This window comes from Janthinobacterium sp. CG3 (assembly GCF_000344615.1).
Taxonomy (GTDB): domain Bacteria; phylum Pseudomonadota; class Gammaproteobacteria; order Burkholderiales; family Burkholderiaceae_D; genus Janthinobacterium.
The window spans coordinates 309,798-323,727 of record NZ_KB467824.1 but is presented as its reverse complement, the minus strand read 5'-3'; the positions used below and the strand labels follow the sequence as shown (position 1 = coordinate 323,727).

At 61.5% G+C, this 13,930-nt stretch carries 13 protein-coding genes and 2 pseudogenes; 5 read left to right on the top strand and 10 right to left on the bottom strand.

The features are described 5' to 3' along the window. Positions 1-2 precede the first annotated feature (2 nt). The 3 genes from JANGC3_RS0101530 to JANGC3_RS0101520 all read left to right on the top strand — a co-directional run bounded on the left by JANGC3_RS0101530 (position 3) and on the right by JANGC3_RS0101520 (position 2,987). Positions 3-767 carry a DUF3106 domain-containing protein gene (locus JANGC3_RS0101530; RefSeq protein ID WP_017874713.1) on the top strand — a complete coding sequence of 255 codons (765 nt, stop codon included), beginning with the start codon at positions 3-5 and terminating at the stop codon, positions 765-767. Beyond that, positions 757-1,290: an RDD family protein gene (locus JANGC3_RS0101525; protein ID WP_035787515.1), complete on the top strand. Its 534-nt coding sequence runs from the start codon at positions 757-759 to the stop codon at positions 1,288-1,290. Before JANGC3_RS0101530 ends, JANGC3_RS0101525 begins: the two co-directional genes overlap by 11 nt. 443 nt (positions 1,291-1,733) lie before the next feature. Then, the gene (locus tag JANGC3_RS0101520; protein ID WP_017874711.1) at positions 1,734-2,987 is read left to right on the top strand and encodes an IS110 family transposase; all 1,254 of its coding nucleotides are present in this window, start codon (positions 1,734-1,736) and stop codon (positions 2,985-2,987) included. 786 nt (positions 2,988-3,773) lie between these two features. Here the strand turns inward: JANGC3_RS0101520 and JANGC3_RS32235 are convergent. Together JANGC3_RS32235 and ltaE are read right to left on the bottom strand one after the other, a co-directional pair. Next, on the bottom strand, positions 3,774-4,097 hold the full coding sequence (locus JANGC3_RS32235; RefSeq protein WP_157406405.1) for a hypothetical protein: 324 nt from the start codon (positions 4,095-4,097) through the stop codon (positions 3,774-3,776). 349 nt (positions 4,098-4,446) lie between these two features. Beyond that, positions 4,447-5,481, bottom strand: coding sequence for a low-specificity L-threonine aldolase (ltaE, locus tag JANGC3_RS0101515; protein ID WP_026132403.1), 1,035 nt, complete (start codon positions 5,479-5,481; stop codon positions 4,447-4,449). A 267-nt stretch (positions 5,482-5,748) separates the two neighbouring features. On the opposite strand from ltaE, the gene JANGC3_RS31125 reads away from it, so the two are divergent. Next, entirely contained in the window at positions 5,749-6,555 is an 807-nt protein-coding gene (locus tag JANGC3_RS31125) for an IS110 family transposase (RefSeq protein WP_232429634.1), read from the top strand. Here JANGC3_RS31125 and JANGC3_RS32230 read toward each other — a convergent pair. Next, positions 6,522-6,737: pseudogene (locus JANGC3_RS32230) on the bottom strand (IS21 family transposase); the annotation flags it as partial. The gene JANGC3_RS31125 and the pseudogene JANGC3_RS32230 overlap by 34 nt on opposite strands. Positions 6,738-7,117: 380 nt before the next feature. Here JANGC3_RS32230 and JANGC3_RS32225 point away from each other — a divergent pair. After that, complete coding sequence (locus JANGC3_RS32225; RefSeq protein WP_157406404.1) at positions 7,118-7,270, top strand: hypothetical protein; 153 nt, start codon at positions 7,118-7,120, stop codon at positions 7,268-7,270. Between the two features lie 121 nt (positions 7,271-7,391). On the opposite strand, the gene JANGC3_RS0101505 is transcribed toward JANGC3_RS32225, so the two are convergent. The 7 genes and pseudogenes from JANGC3_RS0101505 to hscA all read right to left on the bottom strand — a co-directional run bounded on the left by JANGC3_RS0101505 (position 7,392) and on the right by hscA (position 13,833). Beyond that, entirely contained in the window at positions 7,392-8,138 is a 747-nt protein-coding gene (locus tag JANGC3_RS0101505) for an rRNA pseudouridine synthase (RefSeq protein WP_017874709.1), read from the bottom strand. Between the two features lie 147 nt (positions 8,139-8,285). Further along, positions 8,286-9,601, bottom strand: a pseudogene (locus JANGC3_RS28075) (IS4 family transposase). 137 nt (positions 9,602-9,738) lie between these two features. Next, positions 9,739-10,086, bottom strand: coding sequence for a hypothetical protein (locus tag JANGC3_RS32060; protein WP_198291975.1), 348 nt, complete (start codon positions 10,084-10,086; stop codon positions 9,739-9,741). Between the two features lie 374 nt (positions 10,087-10,460). Further along, positions 10,461-11,354 (bottom strand): class I SAM-dependent methyltransferase, encoded by an 894-nt coding sequence (locus tag JANGC3_RS0101495; protein WP_035787514.1) that lies wholly within the window; start codon positions 11,352-11,354, stop codon positions 10,461-10,463. Next, positions 11,341-11,535 (bottom strand): Fe-S cluster assembly protein IscX, encoded by a 195-nt coding sequence (iscX, locus tag JANGC3_RS0101490; protein ID WP_017874706.1) that lies wholly within the window; start codon positions 11,533-11,535, stop codon positions 11,341-11,343. The genes JANGC3_RS0101495 and iscX overlap by 14 nt, the downstream gene beginning before the upstream one ends. A gap of 16 nt (positions 11,536-11,551) precedes the next feature. Then, on the bottom strand, positions 11,552-11,893 hold the full coding sequence (gene fdx, locus JANGC3_RS0101485; RefSeq protein WP_026132402.1) for an ISC system 2Fe-2S type ferredoxin: 342 nt from the start codon (positions 11,891-11,893) through the stop codon (positions 11,552-11,554). A 59-nt stretch (positions 11,894-11,952) separates the two neighbouring features. Continuing rightward, complete coding sequence (gene hscA / locus JANGC3_RS0101480; RefSeq protein ID WP_017874704.1) at positions 11,953-13,833, bottom strand: Fe-S protein assembly chaperone HscA; 1,881 nt, start codon at positions 13,831-13,833, stop codon at positions 11,953-11,955. Between the last annotated feature and the right edge of the window lie 97 nt (positions 13,834-13,930).

The window sequence follows — 13,930 nt, the reverse complement described above, 5'->3', positions numbered from 1 at the left end:
GGATGGCGAGCAACAAGGTTCGGATCGCATTGATCGGTTTGGGCGCGGCGGCATTGGCCGGCGCGTCGTGGGTCAGCGCCACGGCGCCGGCCGCCCTGCCGGCCGCGGCCGCGCCAGTGGCGGCCCCGGCCGTGCCGGCGGCTACGCTCGGCGGGCGCGCCGCCGCGCCCAAGACGGTGCCGAAAGCCCTCGTCAAACCGCTCTGGACCGAGCTGAGCCGCCCGCAGCAGGCGGCGCTGCTGCCGCTGGCGGCCGAATGGGACACCCTGGAAACGCTGCGCAAGCAAAAATGGATGGACATCGCCAACCGCTTCGCCTCGATGAATCCGGACGAGCAGCAGCGCGTACACGAGCGCATGCGCGAATGGATCAAGATGACGCCCGAACAGCGCCGCTTGGTGCGCGAGAATTTCTCGCGCACCAAGAAAATCGAACCCGCCAAAAAATCTGAGCAGTGGGAGCAATACCAGCAGTTGCCCGAGGACGAAAAGAAAAAGCTCGCCGAGGCGGCCGCCAAAAAGCGCCTGGCCAACGTGCCGAGCGCCACGCCCAACAGGTCCAAAGTCATTCCACCGGCCAAGGCCGGCGCCGGCGCGGCGCCTGCCGCTCCCGGCGCCGCGCCGGCGGTGGCGCCAACGCCGGCCGGCGGCGCCGCCACAGGCGCGGCACCGGCCGCGGCCGCGCCGCCGCTTGCGCCCGCAGCCAACAGCGCCGTCCCGTCCACCACCACCCCGGCCAGCCCGGTAGCGCCATCCAATGTCAAATAGCAAGCTGAGCATTACCACCCCCACCCTGCCCCGCCGCCTGATCTGCATGATTTACGAAGCGCTGCTGCTGGTGGCGGTGGAACTGGCCGCCGTCTCGGTCTTCCTGCTGCTGACGCAAAACCGCCAGGGGCCTGTCTACGAGCACGCGCTGCAATGCACGCTGTTCCTGGTGACGGCGGCCTACTTCATCCACTTCTGGACCGACAGCGGACACACGCTGGCAATGAAAACCTGGCGCATCAAACTGGTGAAGCCGGGCTACGCCCGCCTGCCGATCAAGGTCGCGGCGGCGCGCTACATGCTGGCGTGGGGCTGGTTCCTGCCGGCGCTGGTGGCGAGCTACGCCTTGCATCTGAGCCGGCCACAGATGGGCATTGCCTTTGCGCTTGGCATGGCCGCCTGGGCCGGCACCGCCCTCCTCGACAAGAACGGCCAGTTCCTGCACGACAAGCTGCTCGGCACCCGCCTGATCGCGCTGCCGAAGCCGGTAAAACCGGCAAAAACCAAGTCGGCTTCCACGTAATAGCGACCTTAGCTTGCCGGCGGCTCATATCAACCCGACGGCAAAGAGCCGGGCTCAGACCCCAGATTTACGCCAGTGGTTTGAAATATGTCGCCGGCGCCTTGGCGCCGGAACAACCCGGCCGCGGCCCGTAGGTCCAATCCACCCAATATAGTGAATCCGTAGCACACACTCTTGGGATTCCAGGGGTAATTGGTCCCGCTTTTTGTGACACTGAAAGTCAGCTGGCAGGTATCTGTCAGTGAAGGCGGGACATGCGCCTGCGGGCTACGAATAAATCCGCCGAAACACTTGATGTTCTTAACTTAGCTTCGAATCCGCAGGTGCGCTTGGGTTCGTTAACGAATACTCAGGGCTTGTCGTCAACCGGCTCCTATATTGCCTTCGCAGAATCCAAATACCGCATGTCTCAGACATCAATGTAGCACTTCTGGAGGCGTCGTATGAACACTCTTCCCGGCGGTGAATTCACCGCCTACATCGGTCTCGATTGGGCGAACGCCAAGCACGACGTTTGCGCCGCCAACAGCGACAGACGCAAGTCTGGCAAATTTCAACACACTGCCGGCCATATCGATCAATGGGCGCACGAGATCCACCAGCGTTTCGGCGGCGTCATCGCCGTGGCGCTCGAGCTATCCAAGGGGCCGATCGTCTACGCCCTGCAAAAGTACGATTTCTTCGTGCTTTTTTCCATCAATCCTTTCATGCTGGCCAAATATCGCGAAGCGTTTCAGCCCAGCGGCGCAAAGTGTGATCGCAACGACGCCGCCCTTGCGCTCGATCTGCTGGTGCGGCACCGCGACAAGCTGACGCCACTGCGGCCGCAAAGCGCGCCGATGCGCACGCTGCACTGCATGGTTGAGCAACGCAGGCGCCTGGTCGGCGACGTGGTGCGCTGCACTAACCGCCTCGGCGACGCGCTCAAGCAGTATTACCCCCAGGCGCTCGAGTGGTTTGCCCAAAGGGGCAGTATAGTGTTCTGCGACTTCCTGGTCCGTTGGCCGACGCTCTCACGCGTCAAGCTCGCCCGCAAGGCGACCCGCGAAACCTTTTTTTGCGAGCACAACGTGCGCGGCACGAAATGCATCGAGGAACGCATCGGCGCCATTAAAGCGGCGGTTCCGCTCACCAATGACGTCGCCGTCATCATGGCATACCAGTTGCTGGCCTGGGCTGTGGTCGACCAACTGCGCGCCGCCTTGCTGGCCGTTGAGCGCTACGACGAGGGTATTGCGGCCATCGTGCCGACGCTGCCGGACTACGCGCTCTTTAGCGCGCTGCCGGGAGCCGGGGCGCAGCTGGCGCCACGCCTGCTGGTGGCGTTCGGCGAGCAGCGAGAACGCTTCCAATCTGCCTGTGAGTTCAAGCAGTATTGCGGCGTCGCCCCCGTTTTTGAGGGTAACGGCCAGCAATCGTGGGTGCACTGGCGCTGGCAATGTCCCAAGTTCCTGCGCCAGACCATGGTCGAGTGGAGCGCCCAGACCATCACCAGGTCGTACTGGGCCGGCGCCTACTATCGCCAGCAGCGCGACAAAGGGAACACCCGCCAGGCGGCGGTGCGCGCGTTAGCCTTCAAGTGGATCCGCGTCCTCTTTCGCTGCTGGCAGACGCGCACGCCGCATGACGAATCGATCTACTTGAACTCGCTCAGAGTGCGCGGTTCGCCGCTGGTCGGCGCCACCGCAACTGGCTGAGCGACGAACAACTTACGCTCAGAGGAGGTGTCGCCCATTGACGTGAATAGGAGAAACTGAAGACCGTGCCGGACCCGCGCGCCTATCGCTTTCCTGCAAAACATTCAACCGGCGGCCGGTCCGCCGGCGGGGGCGATTTGAGTCGAGCGAATGCGAGGGACGCCCGTTCAGGGCGCCCCCCGCGCATGCCGGGCGCTCCTCCAGAGCGCCCGGCCGCAAACCGTCGATCTGCCTGGAATTTTTTTGAACCGCTGGCACCAACTGCGGTAATGTAATGTACTGCTGCGCCCACGCCGAGTTCGCTAAGTAAAAACCTGCAAAAAGACTTTGTGGACTACCTCAGGGCCTGATGTAGCCGGGCACTGGAGCGCTGCCATATGTGGCCATCGTGGCGCATGAGCCCGTAGTTTCATAGAAACAGAACTAGGCAGTGCCATTTTTTTCTTAATTGATTGAAGCATTGCCGTCCACATAGCGCACGTGGTGGATGACACGCCATCATAGTCCGTTGACAAATTGCGAATCATTGTGTAATCATTCCGCCCCGAGTGCAACACATTAACCATGCCGCTATTATAAACTAGCACATTATGTACCTTGACATCGCATTGATAAGCACCCTGCGCATAGAGCGGCAGCAAGCTTGCGATTAGCAAAGTCATTAAACGTCTAATGAAATTTTCCTTAATATATCTATCCGATTTATTTGTGCAGAAAAAGCAGAACCCAATAAACAATCTGTCTGAATAACATTAATAAATAACACCAGGAATTTGAATCTTCAGCTTAGTTATCCGGATCAACTTGCACAACATTGCAAAAACTATTTGACAAACCATTTGTATAAACCATAATTTTCCGATTCCCACTTGCAATTGCGAGCAAAGTCACAGCCATCATTGCCTTATTCGATTCAGCAATAAACATCCATGTTGCGGAGCCACAATTATCAGGCAGAGCAGTTATCGCTGGATCAAATCGAATTAACATTCCCCCGATAACGGACGAGTGGTCAAAAATAACTCCCGATTGAAATGTTGCTGCCGCATGCGCGGTATTTGTCGATAGCGCGGTCAAGAAAAGTACAGATTTCAAAAGCTTACAAAACATATTCCCGCCTTATTTTTGCGCCACATAAAGAAATATCTCGACAATCCGATATGCCAGCGTTCTCTACACCTGAGACGAGGCTGCCCGCCTCCGGCCCGTTCTTTTTCGAGCCTGCGCCGCTTGTTTCCGTCATTTGTTTTAACCTTAATAGATGACTGCGAATTATCGACGGCACTGGTTAAATTGTCAATAAATACTCATGGGGAACCGGAGTTCCCCATGAGGCAATGAAAGTCAAAATACAGATGGATGTGCAAGACTGCCGGAGGGTGCGAGGGAATGCACCGGTAATCGCGAGATTGCCATTGGCTATCAAGGGGTTTGACCGGGCTTCTTGACAGCGGTTTAATTAGGCTTGCGATGTCTTGAAGTAGTGGGCGAAGACGTCGACCAGGCGCTGCAGGTCTGCGCGCGAGGCGTCCAGGTGCGTGACGAGGCGCAGGTGCGGCCCCATCGACACGCGGATGCCCTCCGCTTTCAGCGCGGCGTTCAGGCCGGCGCAGGCGGCCGCTGGCATGTCGACGTAGAGGATGTTGGTTTGCGGCGTGCTAACGCTGAGGCCGGAAATCCGTCCCAGCGCTTGCGCGAGGAAGGCGGCGTTGGCGTGGTCGTCCGCCAGCCGCGCGACGTTGTGCTCGAGCGCGTAGAGGCCGGCCGCGGCCAGGCCGCCGGCCTGGCGCATGCCGCCACCGAGCATTTTGCGCCAGCGCTTGGCTTGGGCGATGAAGGGGTTGCTGCCGCACAACAGCGAGCCGACCGGCGCGCCCAGCCCTTTCGACAGGCAAACGGAGACGCTGTCGAAGCCGGCCACGGCGGCGCGCAGGCTGACGCCCTGCTTTACGGCGGCGTTGCAGATGCGCGCGCCGTCCAGATGCGTGGCCAGGCCACGGCTGTGCGCCAGCGCGGTGGCTTGCGCCAGGTAGTCGGCGCCCAGCACGCGACCGCCGATGGTGTTTTCCAAGGCCAGCAGTTTAGTGCGCGCGAAGTGGAAGTCGTCGGGTTTGATTTGCGCGGCAATGTCGGCCAGGGCGATGCTGCCTTCGGACTGGTTGAGGATGGGTTGCGGCTGGATGCTGCCCAGCACGGCGGCGCCGCCGGCTTCGTAGCGGTAGGTGTGCGCTTCCTGGCCGACCAGGTATTCGTCGCCGCGGCCGCAGTGGACCAGCAGGCAGATCAAGTTGCTCTGGGTGCCGGACGGGGCGAACAGCGCCGCCTCATAGCCGAACAGTTCGGCCGCGTAGTCTTGCAGACGGTTGACGCTGGGGTCGTCACCGTAGACGTCGTCGCCCACCGGCGCCGCTTGCATCGCTTCGCGCATCGCCGCGCCGGGACGGGTGACGGTGTCGCTGCGCAGGTCCAGCCATTGCTCGGTCATGCCACTCATGGTTCGCCTCGTTTTGCGTTTTTGGGAATTGCGGGCGGCCCGGTTATCGGCCGCTTATAGTGTAGCGCAAGAGGATGCGCCAACGAACGTCGGCTTACGCTACGCTAAGCCGACCTACGGGATACGCCCGCGTCACATCGGGTGTATCCCGACGTGGCGGCTGCGTACGTTGGCAGTTCCCGTAGATACTATGAATGAAGGCGGGTCGGCAAAAGACGCAAATTAATCCTAAAGTGAAGGTTCGAAGAATCAACTTAGGAGAAAATCATGCAACCGACCCGCGCCAACGATTTTACGCCTGCAGGCGAAGTTTTTGCAGTGGCATTAGAGTTGTCGAGCAAAAGCTGGAAGATTGCTTTGCACGACGGAAAGAGAGAGAAGCCGGCGATTCAGACGGTTTCCGGCGAGACAGCGGCGGGGCGCCTCGACGAGACGGTGCAGGAGATTGAGAAGTTCAAGGCAAAGTGGGGCCTGGCCGCCGAGGTGCGCACCGTCGTGCTGTACGAGGCTGGTCAGGATGGCTTCTGGATTGAGCGCGCCCTCTCGAAGCTGGGCTACGAGGTGGTGATCTGCGACCCTGCCAGCATTCCCGTCGAGCGGCACAAACGGCGGGCCAAGACCGACCGGCTCGACGCGATCAAGCTGGTGCTGACATTGCGGGGCTGGTTGCGTGGCGAGTACGACCGGATGCACGTGATCCGTGTTCCGACGGTGGAGGCCGAGGCGCAGCGGCACGTGGTACGGGACCGCGGCGAGTTGCAAAAGGAAACGCAGCAGCACCGCGACCGGATCCGCAAGCTGCTGCACACCGTCGGCTGCTGGGATGGCGTCGGCGGCGATGTGGGGGCGCGGCTGAACAAGCGGGAATTGTGTTGCTACGATGGCGATCCGCTGTCGGCGCAGCTGCAGCAGCGGCTGGAACAGGAGTGCAAACGTTTGGAGTTGGCGCGGCAACAACTGGCCGCGCTGGAAAAAAGAGATGGCGGAGCAATTGCCACCGGAGGTGCGCCAGCGCATTGCCGACCTGGAACGGTTGAAGACGGTGGGGCCGCCGTCTGCCGCTCGCACAGGTAAGCCTCATGCGCCGCCTGCTTGGTGACCCGTTTGACTTTGCGTTCGTATTTCGGCACCGCCGTCAACGCCAGGTGCCGCCGCACCGTGTTCACCGCGCATCCCACCTCGGCGGCGATGCGCCGCAGACTCAACCCATGCTTGTTCAATAATTGGATTTCCACATACACCTCGTTGGGTTTCAAGGCTGCTCCGCAAAGCAGCCATCATCTCAAATCGGTGTATCAGTTTTCAATCGCTGCTGTGTATCAGTTTACAACCGCTGCTGACAGTGGCCGCCCTGTGGCGCTACCTGGAGCATGGGATCGTCCCCGAAGGGGCGCAGTTGAAACGAGCGGCATAAGGGAGTAAGGCGGCACGTTCAGTACCAGCAGTTGGCATTACGTTCAAGTACGCAGCAGCAAGGAGTAGGCAGGCCCGTAACCCGACCTGGTTGCCCATGGCAACCGACCCTAGTAGATGGGGCTTGCACGCATCGAGGTCACTAAGCGCAACGCGCATGCAGAATTAGGCTGGGGTAGCAAAACCAGCGGATAGAAGGTGGTGGGACGTGAAGTCTCACGCAATGATGACCGAGAGCTTCGAACTGGGCTGTACGAACGACGAAAGCAAAGCGCTGGCAATGAACGAAGGCCAAAACGAAACAGGTCGGCATGGCGCCAAGCCGCAATATGCGTCATGGCGCCATGGACCAGCATACTTCGGTATCGGCGGTTAGCCGGAACGGCGTAACCCGACATGTTCGCGTCGCACGGACATATCAACTTCTTCCGCGCCAACAATGTGTCGGCTTACGCTTCGCTAAGCCGACCTACGATTAACCTTTGGGCAGAGCGCGCTTAAAAGCGCTCGAAACCCTGCAGATAACGCCACTGCCCCGACGGCAGCGCCGCCATCGAAATGCGGCCGACGCGCAGCCGCTTCATCGCCACCACCGACAAGCCCACTATCCGGCACATGTGCTCGATCTGCCCGGGCTGCACGCCCTTCAGCGCGAAGCGCAGCCGCGTCTCGTTCTGCCAGCTCACCTTGATCGGCGCCAGCGGCTTGCCGTTGAACGGCAAGCCGTGGTTCAGCAACGCCAGGCCGTTCTGGACGATATCGCCGGCCACCTCGACAATGTATTCCTGCTCGATGCGCGCCGACTCGTCGACCAGCTTGCGCGCCACGCGGAAGTCCTGCGTGAAAATTACCAGCCCGCTGGCCTTGGTGTCGAGCGGATTCGTCAAGGTCAATCCGCCCAGGTGGCGCTTCAGGAAGCGCTGGCCGCTGCGGTCGGTCTCGGTTAGCGCTTCCTGGCCGAGGCAGGTGAGCGCCGGCGCGCCGTCCCTGCCGATGCCGGCGTTGAAACCAGCCGGCTTGTGCAGCAAAATCGTCACCGGCGGAATCTCCTTCAGCGTCGCGCCGGGCGCCAGCTCGACCGCCTGCTCGGGCGCGACGCGCGCGCCGGCCTCCTCCACCAACTGCCCGTCGACGCTGACCCAGCCGCCCTCGATATACAGCTCGGCCTCGCGGCGCGAACATGGAAGCGACTCCGCCAGGCGTTTGGCGAGGCGAACGGTGGTATCTGTACTGGAGGATGTCATTAAAGGAAAGAAAAGCTGAGGAAAAACGACATTGTACCGGCTGCGGCGCGGACCGGCCGCAGAAGCAGTCAAAATCAACGGAGTCAGTCTCTCCGGGCCTGAGCTCATATCGCTATACACAACTCAGCCGTGTCCCTCGCGCAGCGACTATAATAAGGTGGCGACGTCCATGATTCTCTGCAATCCCTGCCAGATCGTTTTAACGCCGGGCTCGCCGTCGCTCTTGCGGCCCAGGAAGCCGCCAAGCTGTGCGATCAGGCGCAGCACTTCGTTGAGGCTTGGCGGTTCGCCCTTCTGGGGCTTCTTCGACAGCAGATACGCGCCACGGATTTCATCGGGATCGAAAAACAGGGCCGCGTCCAGATGCGGCCAGGTGCGTCCAGCGCGCATCAGATATGCCACCCGCCAAGCGACGATCATGAACAGGGCCAGCGCCCGTTCGATCCGATCGATGGCCGACAGTTGCAGCGCTTCGACCTTACAACCATTTTTGAGGATATTGAAATACATTTCTATTTTCCAGCGCGCCCGGTACCAATCGATGAGCTCGATGGCGTCTTCCAGCGTCGGCGCCGCCCGGTTTGTCAGCAGGCGCCACTCCACCGGCTTGCCGTCCTTTGGCGCGCCGATTTCGCGCGCCACGACGCAGGTGACGGCAACGGTGCCGCCCTTGCCGTTCGATATCTCCAGCGTACGCGCCCACAATTGTTGGCGGACCTTGCGTGCTTTTTGCTCTTCCCTTGCCGGCATCGTGAAGGTAACTTCCCCCCATTGCCTCGCCGGCAGTCGTGTGCGCCCACAGTTTCTCGCCGTCGCCATCCGGCAGGCAGCGGTTGTGCTTGGCCCGCACCAGCCAGTCCGCAGGCGTGCCCAGCGCCTGCGCGCGCGCCATCATCGCCACCAGATCGGCCTCCCGGTCGGCGACGTACACCAGGCGCGCCGCGGGCATCTCGGCAACCCGCTCGTATCCCTCGATCCAGCGCGTGCTCTCCTTCTGCCCGTGCCGCACACCGTCCTTGTCGCGCGGTTCCCGCGCCCACATCCAAGCGTCGAGTACGCCGCGCGGCTCGCGTTGCGGTGTGAGCGTCAAGGTCGGATGCACATACATGCCGCGCCTCGTAATTGAGCGGCCCGAGCCCCTCGGCTTGCTGGCCGTTGAAGTCAACTTCGGTGGTGTCCTGCACGCACAGCACCACCGGGCGCGCGCGCACGCGTTGCTGCGTCTGCTCCCAATGCGGCGCCATCATGTCGCGCCATTCAACGTCCGCGCTGCCAAGGAAACGGTAGGCCGCGCACGTTTCCGCCCAACTAAGGCAGGCCAGCGGAATGCTCGCCGTTGGCTTTGCAGTGAATCGTTCCATCAGTATCTTCGCCCTCTCGTTGAGGCGACCATCTCCCAGGTCGAGCCCGGCGAATTCCCGTTCCGTCCAGCGCGTCGATGCCTTGGCCAATGCGTCACCCAAACTCAGACAGTAAACGCGATTTCCGGTTTGTTTACAACCCCGGCCTGCAACCTATTGAAAGTAAACACCTTTTCAGGTGGCCGCTGTCGCCGGCTCAGAGTTGTGTATAACGATATGAGGTAAGCTATGGCGTCAGCTTATAGGGTAACCAGGCTAATAAGGTCGACATCTTCGCCATCCGGCCATCTGCTGCACGTACCATTTCCGCTAACGCTGATCGTTTGCCCAGATAGTTTGGACGCCAACAATGCCGCAACCATTCGCTTACCAACAGCGGAATCTTCCGCCTTGATCATCCAATACGTAACGGTAGCACAGGCAGGCCTTCCCGAAGCAACACCGGTAAGGTAGAAAAATACCAACCCATCGGTGCGAATCAATAACTGCGTGATCGTACCCATCTGAGTGCCGGCCAATGCTGATGAGGTCACCAAAGAACACGTCAGGAAAATAAATGCGGAGGAACGTTTTAAAAATTTCAACATGGCAGGCCTATGGATTAAATTCGCGAATATATGAACATAGAAATATTAAGCGAATATCATATTCCCTTTCCCAAAATAATGAAACATTTACTTTTTGCATTTCTTTTACGTAACTATTTATTTCATACGCAGCGATTGGTATATGTACGAAAGCGCGCCACCACAATACGTCATCGAAGCGGCGCGCACATCGAAAACTTGGGCGGTCTGGCGGCATTCGAATGATGAAAGGCCACGTCACCGGCTCGCTTCTGTTGGTTTTGTGCGCAGTAGCGACGGCGGCGGCCGGGCGACGCGGCGAGGTCGATAACGGCATGTGCCGCGATGCGGAGCGACCATGCCCGGAGCCGGCCATGGTCGCTCTGACGGGCGGGTTATTGAACGGCTTGCGCCTTGGCCACTTGCTCGGCGAAGAAACGGTGACCCATTTCTTCCAGGCCCAGCGTTTCGAGCACCTCTTGCAGGCGCTCGGTCGGGCGCTGGCGCGGCAGGTTTTTGTAGCTGGCGACGATCAACTCGTTTTTCATCGAGTGTTCCCAACCGACCAATTCGGTCACGCTGACCTGGTAGCCGTGCGCTTCCAGTTGCAGGCAACGCAGCACGTTGGTGATCTGGCTGCCGAATTCGCGCGTGTGCAGCGGATGGCGCCACAGTTCGGTCAGCGCGTTCTTGCCCAACGTTTTACCCTTGTTCTTCTTCAGCACGGACGCCACTTCGGCCTGGCAGCACGGCACCAGCACCATGAATTTGGCGCGCTTTTTGAGGGCGAACTGGATGGCGTCGTCGGTCGCCGTGTTGCAGGCGTGCAGAGCGGTGACGACGTCGATTTGCCGCGGCAGCAGGTCCGATTCGGTCGACTCTGCCACCGACAGGTTGAGGAACGACATGCCGGGGAAGTCCAGCTTTTTCGCCAGTTCCTGCGACTTTTCCACCAGCTCTTCGCGCGTTTCGATACCGTAGATGCGCGAGCCGTCGTTCAGCGTCTTGAAGAACAGGTCGTACAGGATGAAGCCCAGATAGGACTTGCCGGCGCCGTGGTCCACCAGCGAGATCGCCGGGTGGTCCTGCTGGATTTCCTTGAGCAGCGGCTCGATGAACTGGTACAGGTGGTAAACCTGCTTCAACTTGCGCCGGCTGTCCTGGTTCATCTTGCCCTCGCGGGTCAGGATGTGCAGCTCTTGCAGCAGGGCGATCGACTGGCCCGGTTTAATCTCGGGCATCGCGGCGAGGTTCGTGGCGGCGTCCGCCACCGGCTTAGCGCGCTTCATCGATCCACGCCGCCTGTATCGCTTCCAGCACTTTTTCGCCGCCGCGGCTGTGGTCGTCGTCGAAACCGTCCAGATCCACCACCCAGTTGTGCAGGTCGGTGAAGCGGATCGTCAGCGGATCGATGTCCGGGAATTTGTCGTACAGCGCTTCCGCGATGACGTTGATGTCACTCCATTTCATGTCGGGCTCCGGTGCATTAGTGGCTGCCTTCGCTGACCTGGTTGATGGTGTACTTCGGAATTTCGATAACCAGGTCGACGTCGGCGACGATGGACTGGCACGACAGGCGCGACACGGCTTCCAAGCCCCAGGCCTTGTCGAGCAAATCCTCTTCCGTTTCGCCGGCTTCGCCGAGCGAGGCGAAGCCTTCGCGCACCAGCACGTGGCAGGTGGTGCAGGCGCACGATTTTTCGCAGGCGTGCTCGATGTTGATGTCGTTCTCGAGCATGATGTCGCACAGCGACTTGCCCGCTGGCGCGTCGACCACGGCGCCCTCAGGGCACAATTTTGGATGGGGCAGGAATACGATTTGTGGCACTTGTTACCTCTACATGTAATGATCTTGGGGCGCTCGAACAATCAGCCGGGTCGGCCCGTTTAGCCGACCTGGTCCAGCGTTTTGCCCTTCAGGGCGCTGCGCACGCTGCGGTCCATGCGGCGTGACGCGAATTCCTCGGTGCCGTTGGCCAGCGCCTCGACGGCCAGCTTCAGGCCGGTGTGGTCGAGCGTGCCGGCCAGCGAGGCGGCGATCGCGCCGCGCACGGCGTCCATCAGCGCGTCGACCGCCACGCGTTCGGCGGCGTCGAGCAGGTTGCCGTCCTCGTCCAGCGCGGACTGGGTCGCCAGCAGGATGCGCTCGGCCTCGACCTGCTCTTCGCGCAGCGCGCGCGCGACCATGTCGACGTCGGCCGACTTGTACGAGTCCTGCAGCATGCGCGCGACGTCGTCGTCGCCCAGGCCGTAGGCCGGCTTGACGCTGATCGACGCCTCGACGCCGGAGCGCAACTCGCGCGCCGACACCGATAGCAGGCCGTCGGCGTCAACCTGGTAGGTGATGCGGATGCGCGCCGCGCCGGCCACCATCGGCGGGATGCCGCGCAGCTCGAAGCGGGCCAGCGAGCGGCAGTCCGACACCAGCTCGCGCTCGCCCTGCAGCACGTGCACGGCCAGGGCGGTCTGGCCGTCCTTGAAGGTGGTGAATTCCTGGGCGCGCGCGCACGGTATCGTCGAATTGCGCGGGATGATCTTCTCGACCAGGCCGCCCATGGTTTCGATCCCCAGCGACAGCGGGATCACGTCCAGCAGCAGCCAGTCGTCGCCGGCGGCGCGGTTGCCGGCCAGCAGATTGGCCTGGATCGCCGCGCCCAGCGCGACCACCTTGTCGGGGTCGATGTTGGCGTGCGGGATGGTCTTGAAATAGTCGCCGACGGCATGCCGCACGTGCGGCATGCGCGTGGCGCCGCCGACCATGACGACGCCGTCGATGTCGTCGACGTCGACGCTGGCGTCGCGCAGCGCCTTCTTGATCGCGTTCATGGTCTTGGCGACCAGGTGCTTGGTGATGTCGGTGAAGGTCTCGGCGCTGACGCGCAGGTGCACTTCCTCGCCGGAGTTGAGGATCGCGTCAACCGTCACTTCGGTGTTGGTCGACAGCTGCTCCTTGGCCTCGCGCGCTTTGACCATCAGGATCGCGGTGTCCTCGTCGGACAGCGGCGCCAGCTTTTCCTGCTCGTGTATCCAGCAGAACAGGCGGTGGTCGAAGTCGTCGCCGCCGAGCGCCGAATCGCCGCCGGTGGAGAGCACTTCGAAGACGCCCTTGCTGAGCTTGAGGATCGAGATGTCGAAGGTGCCGCCGCCCAGGTCGTAGACCGCGAAGGTGCCTTCGGAGGCGTTGTCGAGGCCGTAGGCGATGGCCGCGGCGGTCGGCTCGCTCAGCAGGCGCAGCACGTTCAAGCCGGCCAGCTGGGCCGCGTCCTTGGTGGCCTGGCGCTGGGCGTCGTCGAAATACGCCGGCACCGTGATGACGGCGCCGACCAGTTCGTCGCCGAGGGCGTCTTCGGCGCGCTGGCGCAGCGTGGCCAGGATCTGCGCCGAAATCTCGACCGGGCTTTTGACGCCGGCCACGGTTTTCAGCTGCACCATGCCGGGCGTGTCCTGGAAGTCGTAGGGCAGGTTTTCCGCGTAGGCGATGTCGTGCAGGCCGCGCCCCATGAAGCGCTTGACCGAGACGATGGTGTTCTTCGGGTCGGTGGTCTGGGCCGCCTGGGCCTTGTGGCCGATGTTGGCGTGGCCGTTGGCCAGGTAGCGCACCACGGACGGCAGCAAGGTGCGGCCCTCCTCGTCGGCCAGCACCTCGGGGATGCTGTTGCGCACGGTGGCGACCAGCGAATTGGTGGTGCCAAGGTCGATGCCGACGGCCAGGCGGTGCTGGTGCGGCGCGGTCGACATGCCCGGTTCGGAAATTTGCAGAAGTGCCATGTGATGTATGCCTTGTGGCTTCTAATTAGTTAATTCATTAACGCTTGATGCAGCCTGCCGGGGGCCGCCGGCGGTCGCTTCCTACCGGGAGCGACGC

What these genes read in the sequence shown, in the direction of transcription:
- JANGC3_RS0101495 (WP_035787514.1), bottom strand. Translation starts at nt 11,354, where the DNA reads ATGAAGCGCGCTAAGCCGGTGGCGGACGCCGCCACGAACCTCGCCGCG.
- JANGC3_RS32235 (WP_157406405.1), bottom strand. Translation starts at nt 4,097, where the DNA reads ATGTTTTGTAAGCTTTTGAAATCTGTACTTTTCTTGACCGCGCTATCG.
- JANGC3_RS0101505 (WP_017874709.1), bottom strand. Translation starts at nt 8,138, where the DNA reads ATGACATCCTCCAGTACAGATACCACCGTTCGCCTCGCCAAACGCCTG.
- JANGC3_RS32060 (WP_198291975.1), bottom strand. Translation starts at nt 10,086, where the DNA reads ATGTTGAAATTTTTAAAACGTTCCTCCGCATTTATTTTCCTGACGTGT.
- JANGC3_RS0101525 (WP_035787515.1), top strand. Translation starts at nt 757, where the DNA reads ATGTCAAATAGCAAGCTGAGCATTACCACCCCCACCCTGCCCCGCCGC.
- hscA (WP_017874704.1), bottom strand. Translation starts at nt 13,833, where the DNA reads ATGGCACTTCTGCAAATTTCCGAACCGGGCATGTCGACCGCGCCGCAC.
- JANGC3_RS31125 (WP_232429634.1), top strand. Translation starts at nt 5,749, where the DNA reads ATGCAACCGACCCGCGCCAACGATTTTACGCCTGCAGGCGAAGTTTTT.
- JANGC3_RS0101520 (WP_017874711.1), top strand. Translation starts at nt 1,734, where the DNA reads ATGAACACTCTTCCCGGCGGTGAATTCACCGCCTACATCGGTCTCGAT.
- iscX (WP_017874706.1), bottom strand. Translation starts at nt 11,535, where the DNA reads ATGAAATGGAGTGACATCAACGTCATCGCGGAAGCGCTGTACGACAAA.
- JANGC3_RS0101530 (WP_017874713.1), top strand. Translation starts at nt 3, where the DNA reads ATGGCGAGCAACAAGGTTCGGATCGCATTGATCGGTTTGGGCGCGGCG.
- ltaE (WP_026132403.1), bottom strand. Translation starts at nt 5,481, where the DNA reads ATGAGTGGCATGACCGAGCAATGGCTGGACCTGCGCAGCGACACCGTC.
- JANGC3_RS32225 (WP_157406404.1), top strand. Translation starts at nt 7,118, where the DNA reads ATGATGACCGAGAGCTTCGAACTGGGCTGTACGAACGACGAAAGCAAA.